17 protein-coding genes are annotated in these 25,422 nt (G+C 73.3%); 1 reads left to right on the plus strand and 16 read right to left on the minus strand.

Annotated features, from left to right (window positions below; genetic code table 11):
- Positions 1–29: 29 nt before the first annotated feature.
- The 4 genes from ACGFYP_RS18610 to ACGFYP_RS18625 all read right to left on the minus strand — a co-directional run bounded on the left by ACGFYP_RS18610 (position 30) and on the right by ACGFYP_RS18625 (position 7,811).
- The gene (locus ACGFYP_RS18610; protein ID WP_361966005.1) at positions 30–983 is read right to left on the minus strand and encodes an ABC transporter ATP-binding protein; all 954 of its coding nucleotides are present in this window, start codon (positions 981–983) and stop codon (positions 30–32) included.
- Complete coding sequence (locus ACGFYP_RS18615) at positions 980–3,805, minus strand: FtsX-like permease family protein (protein ID WP_393494367.1); 2,826 nt, start codon at positions 3,803–3,805, stop codon at positions 980–982. The genes ACGFYP_RS18610 and ACGFYP_RS18615 overlap by 4 nt, the downstream gene beginning before the upstream one ends.
- A gap of 77 nt (positions 3,806–3,882) precedes the next feature.
- Positions 3,883–7,260 (minus strand): FtsX-like permease family protein, encoded by a 3,378-nt coding sequence (locus ACGFYP_RS18620; protein WP_393494210.1) that lies wholly within the window; start codon positions 7,258–7,260, stop codon positions 3,883–3,885.
- Between the two features lie 146 nt (positions 7,261–7,406).
- Positions 7,407–7,811: a globin gene (locus ACGFYP_RS18625; RefSeq protein ID WP_393494213.1), complete on the minus strand. Its 405-nt coding sequence runs from the start codon at positions 7,809–7,811 to the stop codon at positions 7,407–7,409.
- A 150-nt stretch (positions 7,812–7,961) separates the two neighbouring features.
- Between ACGFYP_RS18625 and ACGFYP_RS18630 the strand changes: the two genes are divergently transcribed.
- A complete protein-coding gene (locus tag ACGFYP_RS18630) occupies positions 7,962–8,957 on the plus strand; it encodes a methyltransferase domain-containing protein (protein WP_393494216.1) in 996 nt (331 codons plus the stop codon).
- Positions 8,958–9,067: 110 nt separating this feature from the next.
- Here the strand turns inward: ACGFYP_RS18630 and ACGFYP_RS18635 are convergent, their stop codons facing one another.
- From ACGFYP_RS18635 to ACGFYP_RS18690, 12 genes are all read right to left on the minus strand, one after another.
- Entirely contained in the window at positions 9,068–10,306 is a 1,239-nt protein-coding gene (locus ACGFYP_RS18635; protein WP_393494218.1) for an FHA domain-containing protein, read from the minus strand.
- Positions 10,307–10,347: 41 nt separating this feature from the next.
- Positions 10,348–11,676, minus strand: coding sequence for a VWA domain-containing protein (locus ACGFYP_RS18640; protein ID WP_393494221.1), 1,329 nt, complete (start codon positions 11,674–11,676; stop codon positions 10,348–10,350).
- 61 nt (positions 11,677–11,737) lie between these two features.
- A complete protein-coding gene (locus tag ACGFYP_RS18645) occupies positions 11,738–13,144 on the minus strand; it encodes a protein phosphatase 2C domain-containing protein (protein WP_393494224.1) in 1,407 nt (468 codons plus the stop codon).
- A gap of 2 nt (positions 13,145–13,146) precedes the next feature.
- Entirely contained in the window at positions 13,147–15,708 is a 2,562-nt protein-coding gene (locus ACGFYP_RS18650; protein WP_393494227.1) for a tetratricopeptide repeat protein, read from the minus strand.
- Positions 15,702–17,003 (minus strand): hypothetical protein, encoded by a 1,302-nt coding sequence (locus ACGFYP_RS18655; protein WP_393494230.1) that lies wholly within the window; start codon positions 17,001–17,003, stop codon positions 15,702–15,704. Before ACGFYP_RS18655 ends, ACGFYP_RS18650 begins: the two co-directional genes overlap by 7 nt.
- A gap of 15 nt (positions 17,004–17,018) precedes the next feature.
- Positions 17,019–18,080, minus strand: coding sequence for a glutamate ABC transporter substrate-binding protein (locus ACGFYP_RS18660; RefSeq protein WP_393494233.1), 1,062 nt, complete (start codon positions 18,078–18,080; stop codon positions 17,019–17,021).
- Between the two features lie 11 nt (positions 18,081–18,091).
- The gene (locus ACGFYP_RS18665) at positions 18,092–19,585 is read right to left on the minus strand and encodes a hypothetical protein (protein ID WP_393494236.1); all 1,494 of its coding nucleotides are present in this window, start codon (positions 19,583–19,585) and stop codon (positions 18,092–18,094) included.
- Positions 19,586–19,834: 249 nt separating this feature from the next.
- Positions 19,835–20,812: an N-acetylglucosamine kinase gene (locus ACGFYP_RS18670; protein ID WP_393494239.1), complete on the minus strand. Its 978-nt coding sequence runs from the start codon at positions 20,810–20,812 to the stop codon at positions 19,835–19,837.
- Positions 20,803–22,068 (minus strand): 6-phospho-beta-glucosidase, encoded by a 1,266-nt coding sequence (locus ACGFYP_RS18675; RefSeq protein WP_393494242.1) that lies wholly within the window; start codon positions 22,066–22,068, stop codon positions 20,803–20,805. The genes ACGFYP_RS18670 and ACGFYP_RS18675 overlap by 10 nt, the downstream gene beginning before the upstream one ends.
- A 7-nt stretch (positions 22,069–22,075) precedes the next feature.
- Entirely contained in the window at positions 22,076–22,984 is a 909-nt protein-coding gene (locus tag ACGFYP_RS18680) for a carbohydrate ABC transporter permease (protein WP_393494245.1), read from the minus strand.
- A gap of 2 nt (positions 22,985–22,986) precedes the next feature.
- The gene (locus ACGFYP_RS18685) at positions 22,987–23,949 is read right to left on the minus strand and encodes a carbohydrate ABC transporter permease (RefSeq protein ID WP_393494248.1); all 963 of its coding nucleotides are present in this window, start codon (positions 23,947–23,949) and stop codon (positions 22,987–22,989) included.
- Positions 23,950–23,967: 18 nt separating this feature from the next.
- On the minus strand, positions 23,968–25,308 hold the full coding sequence (locus ACGFYP_RS18690) for an ABC transporter substrate-binding protein (RefSeq protein WP_393494251.1): 1,341 nt from the start codon (positions 25,306–25,308) through the stop codon (positions 23,968–23,970).
- Positions 25,309–25,422: the final 114 nt, after the last annotated feature.

Below are 25,422 nucleotides of genomic sequence, written 5' to 3' on the forward strand. Positions count from 1 at the left end.
CGCTCCACAGTCCCCCCGTCCTGGCCGGTTCAGTCCTTCGCGTCGTCCGGCCACACCCCGATGTGGTCCTGCTCCAGCTCCAGGAGCACGCGGTCCTCCATGCCCAGGGACGCCGTGTACTCCGCCGGGAGTTGCAGTCGGCCCGCGCGGTCGAGCATCGCGTACTCACGGGACACCAGGGACTCCTGGCCCTCCGCGTCGACCTCCGTGCGGCGCAGCACCTCGGACGAGGTGCGGCCGTCGCGGATGGCGACCGTGCGGCGCACCTCGGAGGCGACCGCCTGGTCGTGGGTGACGATCACGATCGTCGTGCCCAACTCCTCGTTGGCGCGCCGGAAGGCGGCGAAGACCTGCTCGCCCGTCGCCGAGTCGAGCTCGCCCGTCGGCTCGTCCGCGAGCAGGACCGAGGGGGAGTTGGCCAGCGCCACCGCGATCGCGACCCGCTGCTGCTGGCCGCCGGACATCTGGTGCGGCCTGCGGTCCCGGCAGTCCGCGACCTCCAGCATCGCGAGCAGCTCCTCCGCGCGCTCCGCCTTCTTCCGCGTTCCGCCCGCCCTGCCCCGCAACTGCATCGGCAGCGCCACGTTCTGAGCTGCCGTCAGGTACGGGAGGAGGTTGCGTGCCGTCTGCTGCCAGACGAAGCCCACCACGTCCCGCCGATAACGCAGCCGCGCCTTCGCGTCCATGGCGAGCAGGTCGCAGCCCGCGACCTTCGCCGCGCCTGCCGTCGGCACGTCGAGGCCCGCCAGGATGTTCATGAGCGTCGACTTCCCGCTGCCCGACGCGCCGACCAGGGCCATCAACTCGCCCTCCCGCACCAGGAGATCGAGGCCCTGGAGCGCCTGCACCTCCACCCCGTCCGTGGTGAAGATCCGTACCAGTCGATCGCAGGCGATCAGGGCGTCGTGCCCGTACGAGGGCCGGTCGCGGCGCGCCGTCGCCCGCTGCTCCAGCTCCGCCAGCGTGGTGTCGGTCGTCGTCATCGTCCGTCTCCTGCCCTGAGTTCCTTGATCGATCCGGTACGGGCCGACCACCACGCCTGAAGCCCCGCCGCGAGGGCGGCAAGGACCACCACGCCCACCGCCGGAAGCACCAGCGACCACGCGTCCGCCCGCAGCGCCGCGGCGTCGAGCGTGGCGATCCCCGGCGGCGCCGCGAGCGAGAGCCGGACCAGGTCCACGCCCGGCGCGAGCAGCAGGATCGTGGCCCAGCCGACGAGCATGCCGCCGCCCGCCGCCAGCAGCGCCTGCGGCAGCGCCTCCAGACCGAGGAGGCGCCTGCCCTGCCGCCGGGTGAGGCCCATCGTCCGCAACCGGGCGAGCAGCGTGGCCCGTTCCGGCGCGGACTGCATCAGCGACAGGAGCAGGGAGAGGACGGCGTAGCCCGCGCCCGCCCCGATCGCCGCGACGTAGATCCGCTCGGCGCCCTCCTGCATCGGCGAGTCGACGTAGGCCGCGCGCCGCTCGGCCCGCAGCACCACGGCGAAGTCCGGGGAGTCCGCCGTGACGGCCTTCCGGAGCGCGGCCCCGTCCAACGCGGGACCGGAGGCCAGCAGGACGGTGTCCTCCCCGCGCGGCAGGTCGGCGCCGTTGACCAGCAGGAAGTCCTGCTCGGGCAGGGCCGGCGTGCCCGTCCGCACCGCCACGACCCGTACGGCGAACTCACCGGCCGCCGCCTCGAGCTCCCGCGGCTCGGTGCCGAGCCGCTCCGCGACCGCGGGCGAGGCGATCGCTGGCAGGACCGGCTTCCCGCCCGCCGCCGTGCCCGTGGACGTGCCACCCGTACCCGTGGACTTCAGCAGCCCCGGCGGGAACGGGCCGAAGCCGGTCCGCCCCGCGAGCCGGGTGTACGACTCCGGGTCGACGCCCACAAGCGCCGTGGTCTCCAGCTCCGGCCGGCGTCCCGTCCCGTCCGGCAGCGCCACGCCGTACTCGACCTGGGCCGCCGTCATGTCCGTCACCCCGGCCGTCCGGCGCACCGCCGTCCTGAGCCCGTCCGTGAGCGGCACCAGGTCGGCGTTGCCCGTCACCCGCGCGTCCGCTCCGGTCTCCAGGAGCGCCGCGCGGTCCCGTGCCTCGGAGACCCCGGCCAGCACCGAACCGCCGAACGCGGCCGTCGTCAGCGCCACGAGCAGGGCGAGCAGCGGCAGCGCGCCCGTCGCCGAGGAGCGCCCGGCCCGGGCGAGCGACAGGAACCCGACCGCGCCCCGCAGCAGGCGCGCCGGGCGGGCCGCCCACCGCAGCGGCAGCGGATACAGCCGTACGAGGACGAGCGCGGCGATCAGGGCGACGAGCACCGGGGCCGAACTCACCAGGTGGTCCCCGGCGCCCCCGGTGCCGCGCCGGCGCAGTGCGACGACCGCGCCGACGGCCAGGACGAGGACGGTGAGTTCGGCGACCGTACGGCCCCGGGAGGGGCGGGCGTCGACCAGGTCCTCGCGCCCGCCGTGGGCGAGCGGCTTGCGGTGCAGGTAGAGCGCGCGCAGGGGCAGTGCGAGGGCGGCGAGCAGCGCGACCGTCCCGGCGGCGGCGAGGGCGGGCAGGAACCGGGCCCCGGGGAAGGCGAGGACCGCGAGCAGCAGTCCGAGCGCGGTGGCGGGCAGGGCCAGGACGGCGGTCTCGCCGAGCAGCCGGACGCCGATCCCGGCCAGTGAACCGCCGCGCGAGCGCAGCAGGGCGAGTTCGGCGGCCCGCCGGGCGGCGAACAGACCGCCGGTCATGGCGAGGACCACGGCCGCGACCGCGCCGATGCCGAAGGCGGCGACGGTGACCACTTGTGTGATCGCCGTCCGCATCCCGTCGTACGCCTCGACGATCTCGTCGAGGCCGGTGGCGGCAGAGGCGGTCCCGCCGACGGTCTCCTTGATCCTCACCAGGTCGGGGCCGGCGGCGACGGAGGCGAGGACGGCGGTCAGCCGGGCCTCGTCCTGCGCGGTGAGCTCGCTGACGTCGGGGGCGAAGCGCCAGTACACCTCGGGCTCGCCGGTGCTCGCGAGGATCGTGGTGGTGGCGGCGGGCGGCAGCAGCAGACCGGCCTGCCAGTAGAAGTAGGTGCCGCCGCCGGTGACCTTCGACGCGAGCACCGGGGTGCGCAGGAGCGTGTCGGCGGACCAGTAGGAGCCCTGGGGGAGGCGGGGTTCGACGATCCCGACGACGGTCAGGGCGAGCGGCTGCTTGGCGAAGAGCTCCGGGACGTGGACGACCGAACCGACCTTCAGACGCAGTGACTTCGCCGTCTCCGCGGTGACGGCGACCTCGCTCGTCCGGCCGGGCTCGGCACCGGTGGGCAGCCTGCCCTCCCGTACGGTCGTGTGGCGGTCCAGTTCCGGGACCGTGGTGAGGGTGAACTCCGGGGGCAGCCCGGACGGTTTCGGGAGCCAGGAGTCGAGCCCGGCGACCCGCTTGGTGGTCCGTACACCGTGCGCCGACTGGGTCAGGTCGACGCGGAGCGGTGCGGGCAGCAGCTCCCGCAGCTCGGCCCTCTTCCGCGCGAGGTGCTCCGGAGTCACCATGTCCGCGCGGGTCTCCGGGGGGAGGTCCCCGGTCGGCTGTGCGGCGGTGATGTCGAGGACCGTGGTGCTGGGCCTGGCGGTCACGATGTCGTGGCGCAGGCCCTCCGTCTCGTACCGGTCGACGGTCCTCGGGAGCGCGGCGGCGAGGAACGCGGTGACGAGGACGAGGAGCGCGAAGGCCCCTGCCGTCCCCGGCGCGGTCCGCAGCCGGGTCCGCACCCAGGGCGCCACGGCACGGGCGGGACGGCCCCGGCGGACGGCGGGATCGGCCGGTCGGCCGTCCTTGCGGGGCATGGTGTCGGTCGCCTTCCTTGCAGAGGCCGTGCGGGTCGTGTCGTCGTCGGATGCCTCGCGGGTCGTGTCGTCGCGCTTCACTGGTCCCCCTGGTGGCGCAGGGTCACGACCGGGTCCGTGCGGCGCAGCGCGATCCCGGCGACGATCAGCAGCGGCAGCGCGGCGACCCCGGCGAGCAGCAGGGCCACGTGACCGGGCGGGAGTTCGACCAGGACGCGGGGGACCGGCCGGGCCGCCTGACCGGTCAGCACGATCAGGGGCACGACGGCCCGCGTCAGTACGGTGCCGAGCGCCACGCCCACCAGCAGGCCGATGCCGACGAGCAGCCCCTGCTCGGCCGCGATCAGCCGGGCGAGCTGGCGGCGCGGGGCGCCGAGCGCACGCAACACCCCGAACTCCGCGGAGCGTTCACGCGTCGAACCGGCCGCGCTCACCGCGAAGCCGACCGCCGCGAGCGCCGCCGCGGCCACCGCGACCGCCATCAGCGCCGCGTTGGGGCCCGCGCCGAGCGGGTCGCCGAGCAGCTCGGCCGCCGCCTCCTCCCGTACGAGCACCTGGGCGGGGTCCGCGTCGGGCCGGGCGCGCAGGGCGTCGGCGACCTCGTCGGCGCGGCCGGGCGCGGTGGTCAGCCACCACTCGGTGGGCGCCAGGCTCGCGGTGGGGTCGGTGGAGAGGAACGCGTTGGCCGCCCGCAGATCGACCAGGAGCGCGCCCCCGTCGTCGGGCGTGGCGGTTGGGGAGCCCGCGGTCACGGCCGTGGCGCCGGGGCCCGTGGTCGGCAGCTCGCGGACCGTGTCCACGATCGTCACGTTCAGCCGCAGACCGCCGAGGGAGACCTCGACCTGGTCGCCCTCCTTCGCCCCGGCGGCGGTGAGGAAGGCGTCCGTGGCCACCCCGTTCAGCGTCCTGGGCGGCGCGGGGCGCGGGGCGGTGATCCGCAGTCCGTACTCCTGCTCCCCCCAGTTCGGGTCCGGTGTCGTCGAGCCGGCGGACCAGCCGGCGGTGAACCCGACCGTGTACGGGGTCGCACCGGCGGAACGCCCGGTCAGCGCGACCGGCTTCTCGGGTTCGCCGTCCTCGACCGCCTGGTGGTGGGTGGGCCAGGAGGCGAGCGAGCGCACGGCCTCCACCGGCCGCTCGGCGCCGCCGTCGTGACGGGAGAGGAGCCCCTCGATCGCGAAGGTCTGCGGCCCGCCGCTCCCTTCGAGGACCACCCCGTCGAGTTCGACGCCGGTCAGCCACATCGGCCCGACGCTCCGGGCGTCCTGGGATGCCACGCCGAGGTCGAGCGTGAGCCGGTGGCGCTGCCCGTCGGAGGGCAGCCGGCCGGCGATCCCGCGGTACGGAATCCCGTACCGGTCCTCGACCACGACCGTCACCTGGACCGGCTTCGTGTCGCGCGGCGCGGTGCGCCGCAGGTCCAGGGCCAGGCCCTGGGTGCCCTCCGGAAGCGCGATCCCCAGGGGCTCGGCGTCCTTCGGCGCGAGCGAGGACAGCAGCGCGCGGGGCGGGGCGTCCGCGAGGTCCTCGCGGAGCCGGAAGCCCTCGGCGGCGTGCCGGGTGTCGAGCGCGAGGACGGTCCCGGTGCGGTTGCCCACGAGGCTCGTCGTGCCGCGGTGCGCGGGGGCGACCGAGCCGACCCCGGGCAGGACCGTGAACCGGCCCCCCTGGTCCGGGTCGGCGGCGCCGCTGGTGAGGACCCGGACCGCCGTTCCCGTACGGAAGTCGGCCCGGTCCGTCTGCGAACGCTCCCACGAGGCGCTCTGCCCGATGGCGAGCATGCCCATCGCGACCGCGAGCACGAGCAGCAGCACGGGGCCCGCGCCGCGCAGCGGCCGGCGGCTGAACTGCCAGCCCGCGAGCGCGGCCGGCAGCCCCCGGCCGCTCGCGGCACGCCGCTCGGCGAGCCGGGCCGTGGGCGGCAGCAGACGCAGCGTCAGGACCGTACCGGCCAGCAGCGCGAGCGCCGGGGCCGCGACCAGCAGCGGATCGATGCCGAGCGCGCCCGCCCGGTCACCGGTGAGCGCCCCGGAACCCCCGTCCGGAGCGTCCACGGAGCCGCCGGTCTGCCGGTCGAGCTGCCAGTACGCGACGGCCGCGACGACCAGCAGGCCGACGTCGGCCCCGGCCCGTACCGGCGCGGGCAGCGCCGCCGCGCGCTTCTTCCGCAGGCTGACGCCGCCGCCGTCCCCGCTGCTCAGCGCGGGAGCCACGACGGCTGCCGCGCAGCACACCGCGACGAGCCCCGCGACCAGCCACACCTGGCCGAGCGGGATGTCGTCGAGCCGGACCCCGAGCGCGCCGAGCGCGGACCGGTCCGCGAGCAGCCGCGTCAGAGGCCCCGCGAGCAGCGGGGCGATCACGGCGGCGGGCAGCGCGAGCAGCAGCGCCTCCACGGCGGCGAGCGCCGCGATCCGGCCCCGCGAACCGCCGCGGGCCCGCAGCAGCGCGGTCTCGCCGGACCGCTCGGTGCTGAGCAGCCGGGCGACGAGCAGCAGGGCGTATGCGGCGAGCAGCACCAGCTGCACCGCGACGATCATCAGCGTGGACCGGGAGACGAGCAGGGCCCGCTCGGTCTGCGCCAGGACCGTCGGCAGCGAGGTGCGCACGGTGACGGTCGTGCCGAACGGAGCGGTGTCGGTGGCGAGCGCCTTCGGCCCGGCCTCGGCGGCGGCGCTCAGCGCGCCGATGCGGTCGGTGGTGATGCCGCTGTGGTCGGCGGAGGCCAGCCAGGACGTCTCGCCCGAGGTGACCTGCCCGGAGGCGAGGACGGCGGGGTCGGCGAGCAGGGGACCGTACGTGGTGAAGACGACGGTCTTGACGCCCCGGCCGCCTGCCGGGTCCAGCTGCCAGTACAGGTCGCTCTGGTCGACCGGCCGGTAGAGCCCGCTGACCCGGGCCCGAAGCGGTTTCCCGCCGAGCCGGTCGGTGAGGTCGAGGACGGTCCCCGGCTCGATCCGCAGCCGCTTCGCGGCCTCCTCGGGCACGGCCACGTCGATGGCGCCGCCGCTGCCGGCCGGGGTGGCTTTCCCGCCGGGGCCCGGCCAGGTGCCCTTGACGAGGGCGAGTCGGGACCGGTCGAGGGCCGCGATGTGGGTGAGGTCCGGCTCGCCCTGGCGCGCGGCAGGGCTCTGCAGCGCGCGGGGCAGCGCGTACGGGCCCGAGCGCTCCAGCTTCCGTACGCTCACCGGCAGCCCGTCGAAGGTCCGGCCCGCCGCCTCGCGGACGGCGGCGTCGGCGCTCCTCTGCTTGTCCACGGGCACCTGCCCGGTGACGACGAGCGCGGCGGCGGGCGCGGCCCTGCCCTGGAGGGTGCTCTGCAGGGCGGCGTTGCCGATGGAGCCGGAGAAGGCGGCGAGGGCCGCGAGGACGGATGTGGTCAGAAGGACGGCGAGAAGCGCGGCGGCGAGCAGCAACCGGTGCGCCCTGACACGCAGCAGTACAAAACCGGTCACGCATCCCCCTGAACCCCGCCGAACGTTCGTCCGATGTTTTCAGAGGGCACGTGCCTCTGGAAACCGCTTGCACGGGGTCCTTGACTGGATCGTGACCGTTATTCGGGCCGCAGGCTCCGGAATGCGTCAGTCCGCGGGTGGAACCGTCATTCGGCGGTGTTCACCATGGAGGCCGCCGCGTACGTCAGGTACTTCCACAGCTGGCTCTCGTGCTCGGGGGCGAGACCGAGCTCGTCCACCGCCGCGCGCATGTGCTTCAGCCAGGCGTCGTGCGCGGCCCGGTCGACCTGGAACGGCGCGTGGCGCATCCGCAGCCGCGGGTGGCCGCGGTGGTCGCTGTACGTGCGGGGACCGCCCCAGTACTGGATCAGGAAGAGCACGAGACGCTCCTCCGCCGGCCCGAGGTCCTCCTCCGGGTACATCGGGCGCAGCAGGGGGTCCTCCGCGACTCCCTGGTAGAAGCGGCGGACGAGGCGCCGGAACGTCTCCTCGCCACCCACCTGCTCGTAGAAGGTCTGCTCCTGAAGTGTGCCGCGCGGAATCTCCATCACCGTTCCATCGTCTCAGATGCCCCGGCCGAGGACCGGAGGTCTAGGACCTGTCCGGCGGACAGGCCCTGGGACCTGCCTTCCGGATCGGGCCGGGGCGCGCGCACGACCGGGCCGCTCGCCTCCCCGCCGCGCGCGCAGGACAGTGGAGGCATGGGCGCTCAGCGGGAGCGGGACGGGCACGCCGAGGACGGCTTCGCCGAGGCGGCGGCGCGGGCGCGACGGGCGCTCGTACGGGAGATCGAGGCGTACGGCACACTCGGCGACCCCGCCTGGCGCGCGGCCTTCTCCGACGTGCCCCGGCACCTCTTCGTCCCCTACTACTACGTCCCAGGGATCGGCGGCTACGAACGCCTCTGGTCAGGCGACCCCGACCCCGCCCGCCGCGCCCGCTGGCTGCGCGGGGCCTACCGGGACGTACCGCTCGCCACCCGGGTACGGGACGGGGAGCTGGTCACCTCCTCCAGCCAGCCCTCCCTGATGGCCCAGATGCTGGAGGCGCTCGACGTACGGGACGGGGACGACGTCCTGGAGATCGGCGCGGGCACCGGCTACAACGCCGGGCTGCTCAGCCATCGGCTCGGCGCGGAACACGTCACCACCGTCGACATCGACGAGGAGATCACCGAGTCCGCCCGCGCCCACCTCGCCGTCGCCGGGCACCGGCCCGCCGTCGTCACCGGCGACGGCGCCCGGGGCTGCCCCGCGCACGCCCCCTTCGACCGGATCGTCGCGACCTGCACCCTGCCCTCGGTCCCGTACGCCTGGCTCGCGCAGTGCCGCCCCGACGCCCTCGTCCTCGCCCCGCTCTCCACCGGGCTGCTCCTGCTCCGGGTCGCCGACGAGGCCCACGCCGAGGGCCGCTTCCTGGCCACGCCCGCGTACTTCGTCGCGCTGCGCGGCGGCAACGCCCGCTTCCCGCGCCCGCGGCCGATGGGGCTGCCGCGGCACGTCTTCGACGACGACCGCTTCCAGTTCCTGCGCACGCTGACGGAGGAGAGCCTCGACGTGCGCGAAGCGCTCTCGCTCTGGCAGCGCGAACGGCGGCCGGAGCGGGAGCGCTTCGGGGTGACGGTGAGCGGGGGCCGGCAGTGGGCCTGGCTGGACGACCCGGAGGGCCCGTACGCCTGGCCACTGCCGAGCGGCTGAACGGGACATCGGACATTGGACATCGGACATCGGACATCGGATATTGGATCCATGATCTTGGATCCAATATCCAGGATCATGGATCCAATGTCCGGCCGCGCGGCTGACCGCTATCCGCGTCGGATCGTGATCGTCGTCCAGGCGCCGACGTGCACCCGGTCGCCGTCCTGGAGCTGGACCGGCACGTAGGGCTGAATCGGTTCCTCGGCGCCGTTGATCGTCGTGCCGTTGGTGGAGTTCTGGTCCACCACCGCCCACGAGCCGTCCGGCTGCTGCACGAGCACGGCGTGTTGGTGCGAGACGCCCGGGTCCTCCGGCGGCACCGAGAGGTCGATGTCAGGGGATTCGCCGGTGGAGTGCCGACGCCGGCCGATGCTGATCTGGTTGCCCTGGAGCGGCAGGTGCTGCTCGGGGGAGTACGCGGGCAGGTTCAGGCCCGAGGCCTCCGGGCCGCTGCGATGCATCATCGCGAGGAAGTAGTCGCGGTCAGGCCCGATGTACGCCGACCAGCCCATGGCGGGCCGAGGCGGCTGGTACTGCTGGTGCGGCATCTGGGGCTGGTGCGGCTGCTGGGGCTGCGGGGCCTGTGGGGCCTGCTGGGCCTGCGGGGGTGCCTGCGGCTGCGAGGGCGGCGGCAGCAGCCAGTCGTCGCCACCGGGGGCGGGCGGCGCCTGGTGCTGCGGCGGCGCGGGAGGCGCGGGCTGCCCCTGCGGCGGCGCCTGGAAGAAGGACTGCGGGGGCGGCGGCGGTCCCTGCGGGAAGCCCTGCGGCGGCTGCCCCTGCGGAGGCTGCTGGACCGGAGGCTGCTGGACCGGCGGCCGCTGCGGCGGCGCCTGGTGGTGCGTGGGGTCGGCGGAGAGAGGCTCGGCCGGCCGGTTCATCTGCGAGGGCCGCGAGCCCTGGTACTCGTACGGATCCGGCTGCTGTGGCTGCGGCTGCTGCGGAGGCTGCTGCTGCGCGGGCCGGGGCGGCGTCTGGAAGCCCGGCGGCAGGTTGAGCCCCGGCGGCGGGCTCTGCTGCGGGGAGGGCGGCGCCACCGGCGTGTACGAGGTCGCGGTGTTGGTCAGGAAGTTCCAGCGGCACTCCTCGCAGAACGGGGCCATGGCCTCGCGCGGGGTGCGGCACTGCGGGCAGAGTTCCGCCTGGGCGGTCGCGTTCGGGTCGTAGCCACCGGGACCGGGGCCGGGGCCTGGACCGGGGCCGCCGGGCCCCGGATAGCCGTACGCGGGCGGCGGCGGGGGAGGCGGCGGTACGGCACCCGCCGGCGCACCCGCCCCGGTCATGCGGTGTCCGCAGACCTCGCACCAGTCGTCGGAGACCGACTGGTGTCCGTTCGGGCAGGTCGGCATGTCGGTGCTTCCCCCTCTCGTCGTCCGGCCCCCTGGCCGGGCTACTTCTTGACGCGAACCGTCTTGGTGGAGCGGGTTTCGAGAGTCATCTCGTCCGCTTCCGCGACCTTCGCCTTCAAACGCACAGTACCGGTCGCCGCGTCGACGACGTCGACCACCTTCGAAAGCAGTTTCGCGGTCCCCTCGTTGCCCGAGGCGGCCGCCAACTGCACCGCGCGCCCCAGCTTGGCCGTCGCCCCGTCGTGGTCGCCGGACTTGCGGGCGTCCAGTCCCTGCTGGATGACCTGCGCCAACTCGGCCTGCCCCGTGTAGTGCGCGACCTGCGGGTTGATCGACGTGGACATCGCCATGTCATCCGTCCACACGGCCCGTACGAGACCCTGGCCGAGCGTCTTCGGGGTGCCGCCCAGCGGGTCCGGGACGATCAGCGAGACCCGGGCGGCGAGCATCTCCTGCCCGATCCCGGCCTGCGGGACCCGTACGCAGACGTGGTAGTCGCGGGACTCGTCGCCCCACGAGCCGGTGGGGTAGTCCCCGGCGCGCGGCCCCGCCTCGGTGCGGCGCGCGGTCAACTCCTCGACCGTCGGCGCGACCTGCTTCACGAAGCCGATTTCCACCCCGACCGGGGTCCACAGCCGGAGCGCGACGTCCGCGACCTCCTTGCCCATGGCGTTCTCCATCATCACGGTGAAGTCCGCCGCCAGGCCCTGCGGATCGGCCACGATGTCGGCCGTGCCGAGCAGCGCGGAGGCGACCCCGGTGACCTCCTTGACCTCCCAGTCCGTACCGACGCCCCGCGCGTCGCACGTGAAGCGGCCCGCGGACGCGTCGAGCGCGGCCCGCAGGTCCTCGGGCGACTCGTGCTCGTTGCGGCCGTCGGTGAGCAGGATGCCGTGTCGGATCGACACCTCGGCCGAGCCGAGCAGCCGGTCCGCGAGGCGCAGCCAGGTGCCGATCGCCGTACCGCCGCCCGCGCTCAGCCGGCGCAGGGCGTCCTTCGCCTGCCCGCGCGTGGCCGGTCCCGCGACGGCGAGCCCGCCGTTGCCGGGGTAGACCTCGTTGGCCACGTGCGTACCCGCGATCACGGCGAACGACGTGCCGTCGCGCAGGGCGTCGATCGCGGCGGCGGTGGCGTCCCGGGCACCGCGCATCTTGGTCGGCGGGTAGTCCATGGAGCCGGAGCAGTCGACCATGATCACCACGGCCGCGTCGGCCCCGGAACCGCTCAGCGCGCTGCCGCGGCTCGTGCCGCCGCCGGTCGAGGTGACCGTGACGATGGCGTTGACCTCGCGGCCCCCCTCGGGCAGGAACTCGTTCTGGTACACGTCCACCGAGAACTGCGGCACGTTCGACTTGGAGAAGTTCGCCATGGGTTGAGGCTCCTCGACAGACAAGCGTGAAATCGTGAAAGGGACAGGGAGTGGCGACCGCTCAGGCCGATCCTGCCCCTTGTGGGGAGAGGGCGAACGGCAGCAGCGCCACTGTTACGTTGTCGTGGCCCCCGCCGTCCAGGGCGTGGCCGACCAGCACCTGGGCGCCGTGCAGCGGTCGCCCGGCGGCGTCCGTCGGCACGACCCGGGCCATCTCGTCGGCGGCCTCGGCGTAGTTCCACAGCCCGTCGGTGCAGACCACGACGACCCCGGGGCGGTCGGGCTTGAACGCGGCGGTGTGCGGCTCCAGTTCGTACGCGTCGGCGCCGAGCCAGCCGGTGATGGCGTGGGCGCGCTCGTCGGCGTACGCCTCCGCCTCGTTCATCAGGCCCGCCGCGACCATCTGGGCGGCCCAGGAGTCGTCCTGGGTGAGCCGGGCGGGCGGCGAGGTGCGGTCGTCCGGCACCCAGTAGGCCCGGCTGTCGCCGACCCAGCCGACGATCAGCAGTCCGTCGGCGACGATCGCGCCGACGATGGTGCAGGCCGGGGCGTTCTGGTGGCGGTGCGCGTCCTGGTCCGCGCCGTCCTGGCCGGGCTCCTCTGCCAGGGCGTTGACCGCATCGGCGGCGGCGACGATCGCCTCGTGCATCGCCTGCTGCGGGTGCGTGCCGCGCGGGAGGGCGCCGAGCAGCGACTGCCCGGCCGCGCGGGCGGCGGCCGCCGAGGCCTCGTCGGGGCGGGTCGCCGAGGAGACCCCGTCGCAGACGATGGCCAGGGTGGCGGGGGAGCCGTCGGGCAGCGCGGTGGCCGAGACCGCGAACGCGTCCTCGTTACGGTGGTGGCGCAGGCCCCGGTCGCTGACGGCGGCGACCGAGGAGAGCTCCTCCTCCATGTGGTCGCGCTCGCGCGGCTGGGCGTGCCCGCAGTTCTCGCAGTACCCGTCGGAGTCCACGGCGCCGGACCGGCAGGCGACGCACAGCTTGGTCCCGGCGGGCGGGGTGGCGGTCTGCGGGACGGCGGCGGCCCGGGGGTCGGGTGCGGCGAGCGTGAAGTCCCCCTCGGGCGCGGACGCCTCCGGGGCAGGGCTCACCCCGGCGGCGAGCGCCGCGAGCCCACTGCCGGACGTACCGGACGTACCAGGCGTACCAGACGTACCAGACGTGTCGTGCGCGTCGGACGGGATGTCCGTGCGGACCGGCATCGTCGGCAGGTCGCGGCCGCCCGAGTCGGTGCCCGGCAGGTCGCCCGGGTGTTGGGTGGCCGTGGAGAGGGAGTTCGGCTCGCGGGCCGGGGGCTCGGGCCAGTTCACGGGCGTACCGATCGCGACCGTCGGCCGGTCAGGCTCCGGGGCCGTCACCGGTACGGCCGCGAGGTCGTGACCGCACGCCCCGCAGAACCGGTCGCCCGAGTCCACTGGCTCCGCGCAGCCCGGGCAGGCCGACAGGTCGTGCTGGGGCATCTGGGACATACTCACACCCACGTCCGGGGGCGGAAACGGTTGGCCCGCTCCACCAGTTCGATCCTCTCCTCGCCCCGCTGAGCGAGCCGGGCGAGCACCCGGTACGAGCGTTCGAGGCCGAAGCGCAGCCCGCGCTCGTCCAGTTCGCTGCCGAGCAGCAGCGCGCCGGCCGGAGCCGCTCCGGGACTACCGGAGAGTACCCAGTCGAGCGCCGAGCCGAGGACCTCCGTCGACAGCCGCTCCCGGCGCACCGCGTCAAGACCGAAGCCCTGGAGCGCGGATACCTGCGCCGCGGCCGCCGTCAGGTCCGCGCCGAGCGGCTCGTGCGCCGCCCGCCGCCGCAGCCGCGCCCGTACCGCCGCGACCCGGGCCGCGGTGTAGTGGATGGACGCCTCCGGCACGGACTCCAGGGTCCGTACGGCTCCGGTACGGTCCCCGGCCGCGAGCCGGACCCGGGCGAGCCCGAAGGCGGCGCTCACATGGCTCGGGTCGGTCGCCCACACCAGGCGGTAGTACTCGGCCGCGTTGTCCAGCTGGCCGAGCACCTCGGCGCAGATGCCGAGGGCCAGCTTGGGCGCGGGCTCACCGGGGAACGCGTCGTAGATCGCGTCGAACGACAGCGCCGCGTTCTCGTGGTCGCCGGTCACCAGCGAGGTCACACCCCGGTACCAGACGACCCGCCAGTCGTCCGGGTGCTCCTCCTCAAGCGTGGTCAGCGCCTGCCCGGCGGCCCCCAGGTCGGCCATCTCCAGGCGCGCCCGCAGCTCGCGCAGCCGCAACTCCACGGAGGGTGCGGGCGCGGTGTGCAGGGCGTTGATCAGCTCGGCCGGCGCGGAGGCCATCAGGGACGCGAGGAAACCGGCGTTGGGATCCCCCGGGTCCACGCGCGGCACGGGCAGGGCGAGCGAAGCGGCCCGCCCGTCGAGCGGAGCGAGGAAGGGCCCGTCCGGTACGGCTCCGGGGACGGGAGCCGTGACGGGGGTGCCACCTTGCGCCGGACCCGGAAGGTGAGGCGTCCCGCCCTGCGCCGGAATCCCGCCCTGCGCCGTCGGCAGTGCCTTGCGGCGGCCGCGCGCGCCGCCGGTCGACCGCGCGCCCAGGGACGAGACGTCCCCGGTCAGCTCCGTGAACAACTCCGTGTCCGTGACCCGCAGTTCCGTCCCGAACAGCGTCGAGAGCGCCGGGCGCGGGCGGCCCGTCTGGACCGCGACGACCTCGCGCAGGACGCCCGTCAGCTGCTCGGCCATCTCCTGCGCGGAGGCGAACCGGCGGGCCGGGTCGGGGTCCGTCGCCCGGACCAGGAAGCGGTAGAAGGACTCGTACGTCCGCAGGACCTCGATGTTCTCCGGGTCGGGCAGCGAGTCGACGAAGACGTTCGTGTAGCCCTGGAAGTCGAAGGTCAGCACGGCGAGCGTGCGCGCCACCGTGTACAGGTCGCTCGCCACCGACGGGCCGACCTCGGCCACCTCGGGCGCCTGGTACCCCACCGTGCCGTAGATCGCGGACTCGTCGTCGTCCATCCGCCGGACCGCGCCCATGTCGATCAGCTTGAGCTGGTCCTCGGTCTGGATCGCGTTGTCGACCTTGAAGTCGCAGTACAGCAGGTTCCGGCTGTGCAGGTGTCCGAGCGCCTCCAGGGCCTCGATCCCGTACGCGCACGCCTGCTCCACCGGCAGCGGGTCGCGTCGGCCGTCCGGTGTCCGACGGTCGTTGGCGATCTCCTTGAGCGACTTGCCGCCGACGTACTCCATGACGATGTAGCCGTCGAGGGAGCCGGTGCGCGCGTCGAGGTGCTCGACGAAGTTGTAGATCCGGACGATGTTGGAGTGCTCGATCTCGGCGAGGAAGCGGCGCTCGGAGATCGCCGCGGCCATCGCGTCCTGGTCGCCGGTGTCGAGGAGGCCCTTGAGGACCACCCAGCGGTCGGAGACCGCCCGGTCGACGGCGAGGTAGATCCAGCCGAGGCCGCCGTGCGCGAGGCAGCCCGCGACCTCGTACTGCCCGTGCACGATGTCCCCGCCGCGCAGCTTCGGCACGAAGGAGTACGGGTGGCCGCACTTGGTGCAGAAGCCTTCCGTACGCCCCGGCCTTTCACCGCGTGAACGGCCCACCGGGGCGCCGCAGTCGGAGCGCGAGCAGAATCGCTTCCGCTCGGGAACCTCGGGGTTCTCCATCATCGCCCCGCGCGGGTCGGGGCGCGGCACCTCCGGGATCGTCACCAGGCCGGCGCCCAGCCGGTTGCGGCCGGACTGGGCGGTCGAGGAGCCGGAGCTGCGCACCGACACCGAACGGCTGCTGCTCCCGCCCGACAGCGCGCGCGACAGCCGCCCGGAGACGGAGCGGCGCGAGGTCGAGGAACGGGAGGAGCGCGAGGAGCTGCGGGCCGAGGCCCGCGAACTCGACCGCGACGCACCGGAGTCCTTGCCGGACACGGCCATGCCGGTCGGATTGGACTGGAGCATGCCGCTGGGCGCGACGACCGGGGCGAGCCCGCAGGTGTCGCAGTACAGCTCGCCGCCGCCCATGTCCTCGTACGATCCCTCGCACGAGGGTCGCTGACAGGCGCTCACCACTGACTCCCCCTGGCATCTCTCGGGCCGGACAGCACCTCGGCCGCCGCCTGCTGGTAGCGCAGTACCGCGTGCTCGGCGACCCGCAGGTCGCAGGGCGCGCTCCACAGCATCCGGCGCGCGGCGTCGTACCGCTCGATGAGCAGCGGATCCTCGGCCGCGCCGAGCCGGGCCACCTTCGCCTTGTACGCGTCGAGCCTGCCGCGCAGCTCGGCGCGGACCGCGAGCGGGGCGGTGACGGCGGTCAGGGACGCGCGGGCGCGCTGCAGCTCGTCCTCGGCCTCCTGCTCCAGGGACTCCAGGAGCGGCGAGAGCCGGTGCCACTGGGCGTGCCTGCGGTACTCGGCGGCCGTGGCCAGGCGCTCCTGGAGGACCGTCGGCGGTCCGCTGACGGCGGGCACCTCGGAGGCGGCGATCTTGGCGAGAACCTCGCCGCGCGCCACCCGTGCCTCGGCGAGCGTCCGGTCGGCGCGCGAGAGGACGTCCCGGAGCCGCAGCAGTCGCTCCTCGGAGTCCTGCCGCACGGCGAGGACCGCCTCGATCTCCCGCCGGATGTCCTCCAGGGCGCGCGCCGCCCGGTCGTACCGCTCGGTGTCAGGCCGGCCGCCGCCCGGAGCCGAACTCCCGGCGGCGGGGCGCCAGAAGGCCAGCGGATCGGTGACGACCTGGGACCGCAGCGCGGTCAGCTCGGCCGTGATCTCCTCCAGCTCGTCCCCGGCCGGATGCTCACCCGGCCTGACGCCGACGGAGTGCGCGAGCGAGCGGGTCCGCCGGAGCTCGGCGGCGAGGAGGTCTATCCGCGCGGGCAGCGCGGACCAGACGGCGTCGGCCGTCACGACCATGTCGAGCGAGGACGCGTACAGCTCGTTCATCCGGCCGACCAGCGCCTCCAGGCTGAACCGCTCGGAGAGCCGGGCGGGACCGGTCAGAGCAGGGGAGGCGGGCTGCCGTGCCCCGCCCGCGACGAGCACGCTCTCGCCACGCAGCCGCTCGGTCAGCTCCACCAGGTCCTCACGGCTGGCCCAGCGCCGCCGCGCCCGCAGCTCACGGGCGTCGTGCAGGGCGCCGGTGTACGCCTCGAAGTACGCCCAGAGCAGGGTGATCGTGCGCTCGGTGGTCTGCCAGCGGTCCCGGGTGGTCCCGGTCAGCTCGGCTCCTTCGAGCAGCCTGCGGCCCGCGTGGTCCTGGAGCGCCAGCAGCGAGTCCTCGATCGCCTTGTGCTCCGCGCCGAGCCGCGCCAGCGCACGGTCCACCTCGTCCCGGTCCATCACAGGGCCGGGGGTGCCCGCGACGCCCATCGATCACCTCTCGCTCTACTTGTACAGGGGTGCGGGCGGCCCGGTTATCCCGGGCAGGTCCGCCTTCAGCCACTCGTCGTACGCCGCCTTCCACGCGCTCCTGCGGTAGTCGACGAGGACCTGGTTGACCCGGCGGACCAGGTCGTCGTTGCCGAGCTTGGCGGCGACTCCGTAGAACTCGGTGGTGAACGGCCTGCCCTTGAGCTCGACGGCCGGGTCCTGGGCGGCCTGGCCGGCCGCGAGCGCGTTGTCCGTGACGACGGCGTCGACCTCGCCCATCTGGAGCCGGGCCAGGCAGTCCAGCTGGTTCGGGACGGTGAACCGGTCCTTGTCCGCCTTGGTGCCGTCGCCCTCGTCCTTGAACGTGGCGCCGAAGGAGTTGGCCTCCAGGGCTTCGTACGCCGTGGAGCCCTCCGCCGTGCAGACCCGCTTTCCGGCGAGGGAGGAGTCGTACCCGGTGATCGAACGGTCGTCCTTGGGCGCCAGGACCTGCTGGCCGGCCTGGAAGTAGGCGGTGGAGAAGGCGACCTGCTCGATCCGCCTGCAGTTGATCGTCATCGTGCGGACGACGAGGTCGACCTTGCCGGAGTCCAGGGCCGCGATCCGCTGGTTGGTCGGGATCGTGCGGTAGATGATCGCGTCCTCGCTGCCCAGCAGATCCTTGGCGATCGCCTTGGCCAGCGTGATGTCGAACCCTTCCAGCTGCCGGCTCTCGGGGTTGAAGTACCCCCAGTTGTAGCTGTTCTGGTCGACGCCGACGACGAGCTTGCCGCGCGCCTTGATCGCCTGGACCGCCGGGCCGTCCTGGGTGTCAGGGGTGAGCGAGGCCTCCGGGTTCTGGCAGGCGTCCGCCTTGACCTGCACGCCCGTGCCGACACCGGGGCCGGTCCCCGCGGGCGTCGCCGACGGGCCGTTCACCCCGTGGGCGAGCGGCAGGAGGGTCAGCGAGGCCGTAAGGCCGCAGGCCACGGCCATCGCGGCGACCCCGCCCCAGCCGCGCGGGCGCGCCAGGGGGCGCCGGCCGCTCAGGAGCCCGGTCGGACCGAGCCTCCTCGCGCCGTCGACGCTCTTCCGCATCCCGCCCCCTCTCACCGGTACTCCGACAGCCTGCGGTTGATGCCCATGACGGCGCCCGCCGCGCCCAGGATGCCGAGTGCGGCCGCGCCGAGCGGGAGGGCCGTGAGCGCGCCCTTGCCGCCCTCGGCGGCCTGGGTGAACTCGCGCTGCTCGTGGTCCAGGGCCTTCTTCAGGGCCGCGTCGACCTGGTCGAAGGACTGCCCGGTGGACTCGTCCGGTCCGGAGCCGGCGTCGTCCGGTCCGACGATGCTGGTGCGCGCGCCTTCGTAGTCGCCCGCGTCGTCCTTCTCGCGGGCGTCCTTGTGGCGCGCCTGCCATTCGGCCGTACGGTCGGCGGCGGCGCTCAGCGGATCGCGTCCGGCGTCGTCGTCGGCGAGCTCGCGGGCTTCGGCGAGCGCGGTCGTCAGCGCCTGCATGCTGCCGGCGTAGTCGGTCTCGTACTTGTCGTTCTTGCCGTCGTCGGTGAGGACGGCGCCCCGCGCGACCAGCGTCAGGTTCTCGTTGGCCCGCGCCTTCAGGGAGCTGATCCGGGCGGTGTTGAGGACCTGGAGCGAGCTCTGTCCGTGCGCGCGGGCGTCGCTCAGCTCGGCGCGGGCGACGGTGTGCGCCGCCGCCAGCCAGAGCAGTACGACGACGGAGGCGGCGGTCGCGGCGAGCAGCCCCTGGTTGAAGACCCGGTTCGTCCGCGCGTACGTGCGGCGCTGGGCCCGGACCAGGACGGCGAGGGCGGCGATCCCGAGGGCGAGCGAGAGGAACGGCCAGTCGCGGGCGTCCTCGTCGTCCTGGGCGAGGCGCGCGGTCTCCGCCTCGTACAGCCGCTCGGCGGCCGGGAGGAGCTGCGTGGTCATCTGCTGGTTCGCGTACCGCAGATAGGCGCCGCCGAGCGGCAGGCCCTGCCGGTTGGCGGCGCGGGCCCGCTCGATCAGGCCGGTGTAGCGGGGGAGTTGTTCGTTGAGGGTGGTGATCTCGCGGGCCGACTCCGCCGAGCCGTCCGTGCTCGCCGCGGCCTTCACGAGGAGCCGGGAGGCGGTGCCGATGTCGTCGCTGTACCGCTTCTGGAGGTCGGCGGGGTCCCGCTCCTTGGAGAGGAAGCCGCTGGAGGCGGCCGTGTCGGCGTCGGCGAGCGAGCGGTAGATGGCCGCGGCGTCGGCGCTCAACGGCTGGGAGCGGCTCACCACGTCGTCGGCGGACGTGGCCCGGTCGGACACCTCGTAGGCGGTGACGGCCCCGAACGCGACGACCAGCAGGGCCAGTACGGCTCCGAGGATCTGCAGCCGGCCCGGCTCGGTCGTGGCCGCGCGGCGCAGCACCCCCCGGATCTCGTCCCAGGCCCCGGGCCCGCCGGGCGCTCCGGCGGGCGAAGGCGTGGGCGAGGACGCGGGGGAGACGGAGGCCGCGGAAGGAGAGGTTCCGTGCGGTGACGTCTGCGCGGGCACACCCGTCCCCGGACGCGCGGCCGCGGTGCCCGGTGCCGAGGCGGCGGGCGCATTCGGCGGGTGTGTCACGTGACCTCCCCCTCGGTCCGACGTTCCCGGCCAGCAGTATGGCCTCAGGGACCCCACCCGCACACCAGGATTGACTGGATCTTGTACCTATCGTGCCCCATCGCGCGCCACCCCCGTGGGCGAATCCCCTGCTATGAATACGCTTTTCGGCCGCGATCGGTTCCACCTCACGCCCACCCCGAACGGGTGAACGACGACCGGGGCGCCCCCGCGAAGAGGGCGCCCCGGCGTCACCACGCCTGCGGGACTTCAGGCGTAGTGGCCTCGCAGCCGTGCCGCGGCCTCCGGCCCGGCCGCCACCGCGTCCAGGGCGAGGAGCGCCGCACCGAGCACCGGCGGGGAGGTGACCACCCCGATCACGGCCTTCGGCGCCTTGGCCGCGAGGAGTTCCGCGATCCGGCCGTCCAACTCGGGGTGCCGCGCGGCCAGCACACTGCCGCCGAGCATCACCGGGGCCTCCTCGTCGAGCAGTTCGAGCCGGCCGAGCGCGACCGTCGAAAGAGCGGTGACCTCCTCGGCCAGCCGGTGCACCAGCGAGCGGGCGACGGCGTCGCCCTCCGCGCTCGTACGGAACAGCACGGGCGTCAGCTCGTGCCGCCGCTCGTAGGGGATGGTCCCCAGGTGCAGCGCCTCGATCAGGGCGTACATGGTGGGCAGCCCGAAGTGCGCGGGCAGCGTCCGCGCGAGCGCGGTCGGCTCGCCCCGGCCGTCCTCGGCGCGGGCCGCGAACCAGAGCGCCTCCTCGGCGAGTCCGCTGCCGCCGCCCCAGTCGCCCGAGATCTTCCCGATCGCGGGGAACCGGGCGGTCCGCCCGTCCGGCAGCATGCCGACGCAGTTGATGCCCGCACCGCAGACCACGGCGACCCCGCGCGGCTCGTCGAGCCCGGCGCGCAGGATGGCGAAGGTGTCGTTGTACACCCGGACCGAGCGGCTCCAGCTCCTCGCCTCCAAGGCGGTCGTCAACTCCGCCTCCTCCACGGGGAGATCGGCGTTGGCGAGACAGGCGGAGACGTGCGCGAACTCGATCGGGAGGCCCGCCTCGGCGGCGGCGCGCCCCACGATCTCGGCGAGCGCGTCCACGGCCGGTCCGACACCGACGGCGGGCGGCTGGAACCCGCCGCCGCGCGCCGTGCCGAGCACGGCCCCGTCCGCCCCCACGACCGCCACGTCCGTCTTGCTGTTGCCCGCGTCGATCGCCAGGAGCGCGCCGCTGAGGTTCACGCCCACGCCAGGTGCTCCCGGTTGTGCGCGATCAGCCGGTCGGTGAGCCCGTCGGCGGCCTCGTACTGCCCGACCAGAGGGTGCGCGAGGAGCGCCCTGAACACCCGGTCACGGCCGCCGCGCAGCGCCGCCTCCAGGGCCAGGTCCTCGTACGTGGTGACGTGCGCGATCAGCCCCGCGTACAGCGGGTCCAGCGGGGGGACCGGCAGCGGCGTCGGGCCGTTCGCGCCCACCGCGGCCTGCACCTCGATCACGGCGTCGTCCGGCAGGAACGGCAGCGTGCCGTTGTTGTACGTGTTCACCACCTGGTACGGCGAGCCACCTCCGCCGAGCAGCGAGGCCGCGAGGTCCACGGCCGCCTCCGAGTAGAAGGCACCGCCACGCCTGGCGAGCAGCGCCGGCTTCTCGTCGAGCGCCGGATCGCCGTACATCTCCAGGAGTTCCTTCTCCATCGCGGCGACCTCCGCCGCCCGCGAGGGCTTGGTGCCCAGCTCCCGTACGACCTCGTCGTGCGCGTAGAAGTAGCGCAGGTAGTACGAGGGGACGACGCCGAGGCGGTCCACCACCGAGAGCGGCAGGCGCAGGTCCTCGGCGATGGCCTCGCCGTGCGCGGCGAGCAGCCGCGGCAGCACGTTCTCGCCCTCGGGACCGCCGAGGCGGACGCCGGTCTCCCAGGTCAGGTGGTTGAGCCCGACGTGGTCGAGGTGGACCTCGGACGGGGCCACGTCGAGCAGCTTCGCGAACTTCCGCTGGAAGCCGATGGCCACGTTGCACAGGCCGACGGCCTTGTGGCCGGCCTGGAGCAACGCGCGCGTGACGATGCCGACGGGGTTGGTGAAGTCGATGATCCAGGCGTCCGGGTTGGTGCGCCGGACCCGTTCGGCGATGTCCAGGACCACCGGGACGGTCCGCAGCGCCTTGGCGAGACCGCCGGCGCCGGTGGTCTCCTGGCCGACGCAGCCGCACTCCAGCGGCCACGTCTCGTCCTGGTTCCGGGCCGCCTGGCCGCCGACCCGCAGCTGGAGCAGGACGGCGTCGGCGCCCTCCACCCCCGCGTCGATGTCGGAGGTGGTGACGATCTTCCCGTCGTGGCCCTGCTTGGCGAAGATCCGCCGGGCGAGCCCGCCGACCAGCTCCAGGCGGTCCGCGGCCGGGTCGACGAGGACGAGTTCGGTGATGGGCAGGGTGTCGCGCAACCGCGCGAATCCGTCGATCAGTTCGGGGGTGTAGGTGGAGCCGCCCCCCACGACAGCGAGCTTCATCGTTCAGCTAGCCCTTCACTCCGGTCAGTGTGACTCCCTCGACGAACGCCTTCTGGGCGAAGAAGAAGACGAGGATCACAGGGGCCATGACCAGTACGGTCGCGGCCATGGTCAGGTTCCAGTCGGTGTGGTGCGCGCCCTTGAAGGACTCCAGGCCGTAACTCAGCGTGTACGCCGCCGGGTTCTCCGAGGTGTAGATCTGCGGTCCGAAGTAGTCGTTCCAGCAGTAGAAGAACTGGAAGAGTGCCACGGCGGCGATGCCGGGCTTCGCCATCGGGAGCACGACCTTGAGCAGGGTGCGCAGTTCGCCGCAGCCGTCCAGCTTCGCGGCCTCGATGTACTCGTTCGGGATCGTCAGGAGGAACTGGCGCAGCAGGAAGATCGCGAAGGCGTCACCGAACGCCATCGGGACGATCAGCGGCCACAAGGTGCCGGACAGGTCCATCTGCTTGGCCCAGAACAGGTACATCGGAATGATGATCACCTGCGGCGGCAGCATCATCATCGAGATGACGAGCAGCAGCGACAGATGCCGGCCCCGGAAGCGGAACTTGGCGAGCGCGTACGCCACCGGGACCGAGGACACCACCACGAGCGCGGTGCCGAGTCCCGCGTACAGCAGGGAGTTCTTCCACCAGTCGAGGAAGCCCGGGGTCCGGAAGACCCGGACGTAGTTGTCCCAGTGCCAGGTGTTCGGTGTCAGGTCGCGGGTCAGCGCCTGCTGGTCGCTCATCAGCGAGGTCAGGAAGACGAAGACGAACGGCAGCACGAAGAACAGGGCCGCGGCGATCCCGAGGGAGTGCACCGCGATCCAGTGCAGCAGCGCCTTGCGCCGGGCCGTCCTCTCGGCGGCCCCGGCGGGAGTCCGGTCCACGGGACGGTCAAGCGTCGATACAGGGGTTACGGAGGAGGACATGGTCAGTCACCCGAGCCGATCAGGCCGCCGCGCCGGCGCATCAGGAGCGCGGTGAAGGCCATGGAGAGGGCGAACAGGACGAGGGCCACGACGCAGGCCGCGCCGTAGTCGAAGCGGCCGAAGCCGAGGTTGTAGACCAGCTGCGGCAGGGTCAGCGTCGCGTCGTCCGGATAGCCCGGCTCGAAGGTCTGACCGGAGCCGCCCATCACACCCGACGCCACCTTCGCCGCCACGATCGGCTGCGTGTAGTACTGCATCGCGCCGATGATCCCGGTGACGACCGCGAAGAGGACGATCGGCGAGATGTTCGGCAGGGTGACGTAGCGGAAGCGCTGCCAGGCCGATGCCCCGTCCAGCTCCGCCGCCTCGTACTGCTCCTTCGGTACGTCGAGCAGCGCGGCCATGAAGATGACCATGAGGTCCCCGACGCCCCACACGGCGAGGACGGTCAGCGCCGGCTTGGCCCAGGCGGTGTCGTTGAACCAGGAGGGCGCGGGGATGCCGACGGCCTCCAGGAGCGAGTTGACCGGTCCCGTACCGGGGTTGAGCAGGAAGACGAAGGCGAGCGTCGCGGCCACCGGCGGGGCCAGGTACGGCAGGTAGAACAGGGTCCTGAAGACCCCCGCGCCGGTCTTGATCTTGGTGATGAGCATGCCGATGCCGAGGCCGAAGACCACCCGGCAGGCGACCATGACGACCGCGAGCCAGAGGGTGTTCTGCATCGCCGGCCAGAACTTCGGCAGGTCGGAGAAGACGTACGTCCAGTTGTCCAGGCCCCGCCAGGTCGGCGGGTTGAGCCCGTCGTACTTCATCAGGGAGAAGTAGACGGTCGAGACGAGCGGGTACGCGAAGAAGACGCTGAAGCCGATCAGCCAGGGCGACATGAACGCCGCGGTGCGAAGCGCGCTGCGCACGCGCTTCGACCGCAGCGCCGCCCGGCGCCCGTCGAGGGTGTCGGAGGACATGAGGTACCGGTCCCGGCTCTACTTCGCCTGGGCGATGTCGCGGTCGATCTGGGCGGCCGTGTCCTCAAGGCCCTTCTTCAGGTCCTTGACCTGGCCCTTCTCGTACTTCTGGGCGAAGTCCTGGAAGGTGTCCTGGTACGTGGAGCCGTTCACCGCGCCGTCGGAGGTCGAGGACTCGGGGTGCTGGGCGATGTCCAGGAAGACCTTGAAGCGCTCGTCGACCTTCAGCTTCGGGGACTTGAGGGCCTCCAGGGTGGAGGGGACGTTGCCGATGCCGTTGGCGAACTCCACCACCGCGTCGGTGTCCATGGTCATGTACTTGATCAGTTCCCAGGCCGCGTTCTGCTTCTTGCTCTGCGGTGCGATGCCGATGATCGTGCCGGAGAGGTAGCCCTTGCCGTACTCGGCCACCTCGTCGTCGGCGACCGGCAGCGGCGCGACGCCGACCTCGAAGTCGGCCTTGGCGTCCTTGATGAAGTTCAGCCGCCACTCGCCGTCCAGCTGCATGGCGACCTGGCCGGTGTGGAACGGGTGCTTCGCGCCCCACTCGTCACCGAAGGTGGTGCGGTACCTGTCCAGCTTCGCGAACCCGCCCAGGCCGTCGACCAGCGACTTCTGGTACGTGAGCATCTCGGCGAATCCGGGGTCCTTGGCCAGGTTCGACTTGCCGCTCTCGTCGAAGTACTTGTGGTCCCACTGCGACATGTAGTGGGAGGGGACGGTCTCGTAGCCGAGGTAGTTCGGCATGAAGCCGAGCTGCTCGTAGCTGTCGCCCTTCTCCTTGGTCAGCTTCTTCGCGACCTCTCGGAACTCCGACCAGGTCTTCGGCGGGGCGGTGATGCCGGCCGCCTTGAAGGCGTCCTTGTTGTAGTAGAGCCCGTACGCGTCGGAGAGCAGCGGCAGCGAGCAGCGCTTGCCCTCGAACTGGGTGTATTCCTGCAGGACCTTCGAGAAGGTCTTGTCCAGGTCCACCTTGTCCTTCTCCAGGAAGGGCTTGAGGTCCGCGAACGAACCGGTGTGGCAGAACTTGCCGACGTTGGAGGTGGTGAAGGAGGCGGCCACGTCCGGGCCGTTCGAACCGCCCGCGCGCAGCGCCTGGCTCAGCTTGTCGTCGTTGATGTTGCCGACGACCTTCACCTTGATGTTCGGGTGGGCCTTCTCGAAGCGGTCGACGTTGTCCTGGATCGCCTTGGCCTCGGAGGGCGCCGACCAGCCGTGCCAGAAGGTGATCGTGGTCTTGGCGTTCGGGTCGTCGCTCGCCTTGTTGTCCGCCGCGCCGGTACAGGCCGAGGCGAGGAGGGCGATGGAGGCGGTGGCGGCGAGCGCGACGGCGGCTCTGCGCGTGCGGCGTGCGGGCATGACGGAGACTCCCTGGGGCGGACGAAGGGGACGGGGGCGGAACCGAGGGGCGAGGGACAGCGGGCAAGCAGGCAAGCGGGAGGTGCTGGCTGTGTTCGGTGGTCGGGGGCGGGC

It is taken from the genome of Streptomyces sp. NPDC048370 (assembly GCF_043200825.1).
Taxonomy (GTDB): domain Bacteria; phylum Actinomycetota; class Actinomycetes; order Streptomycetales; family Streptomycetaceae; genus Streptomyces.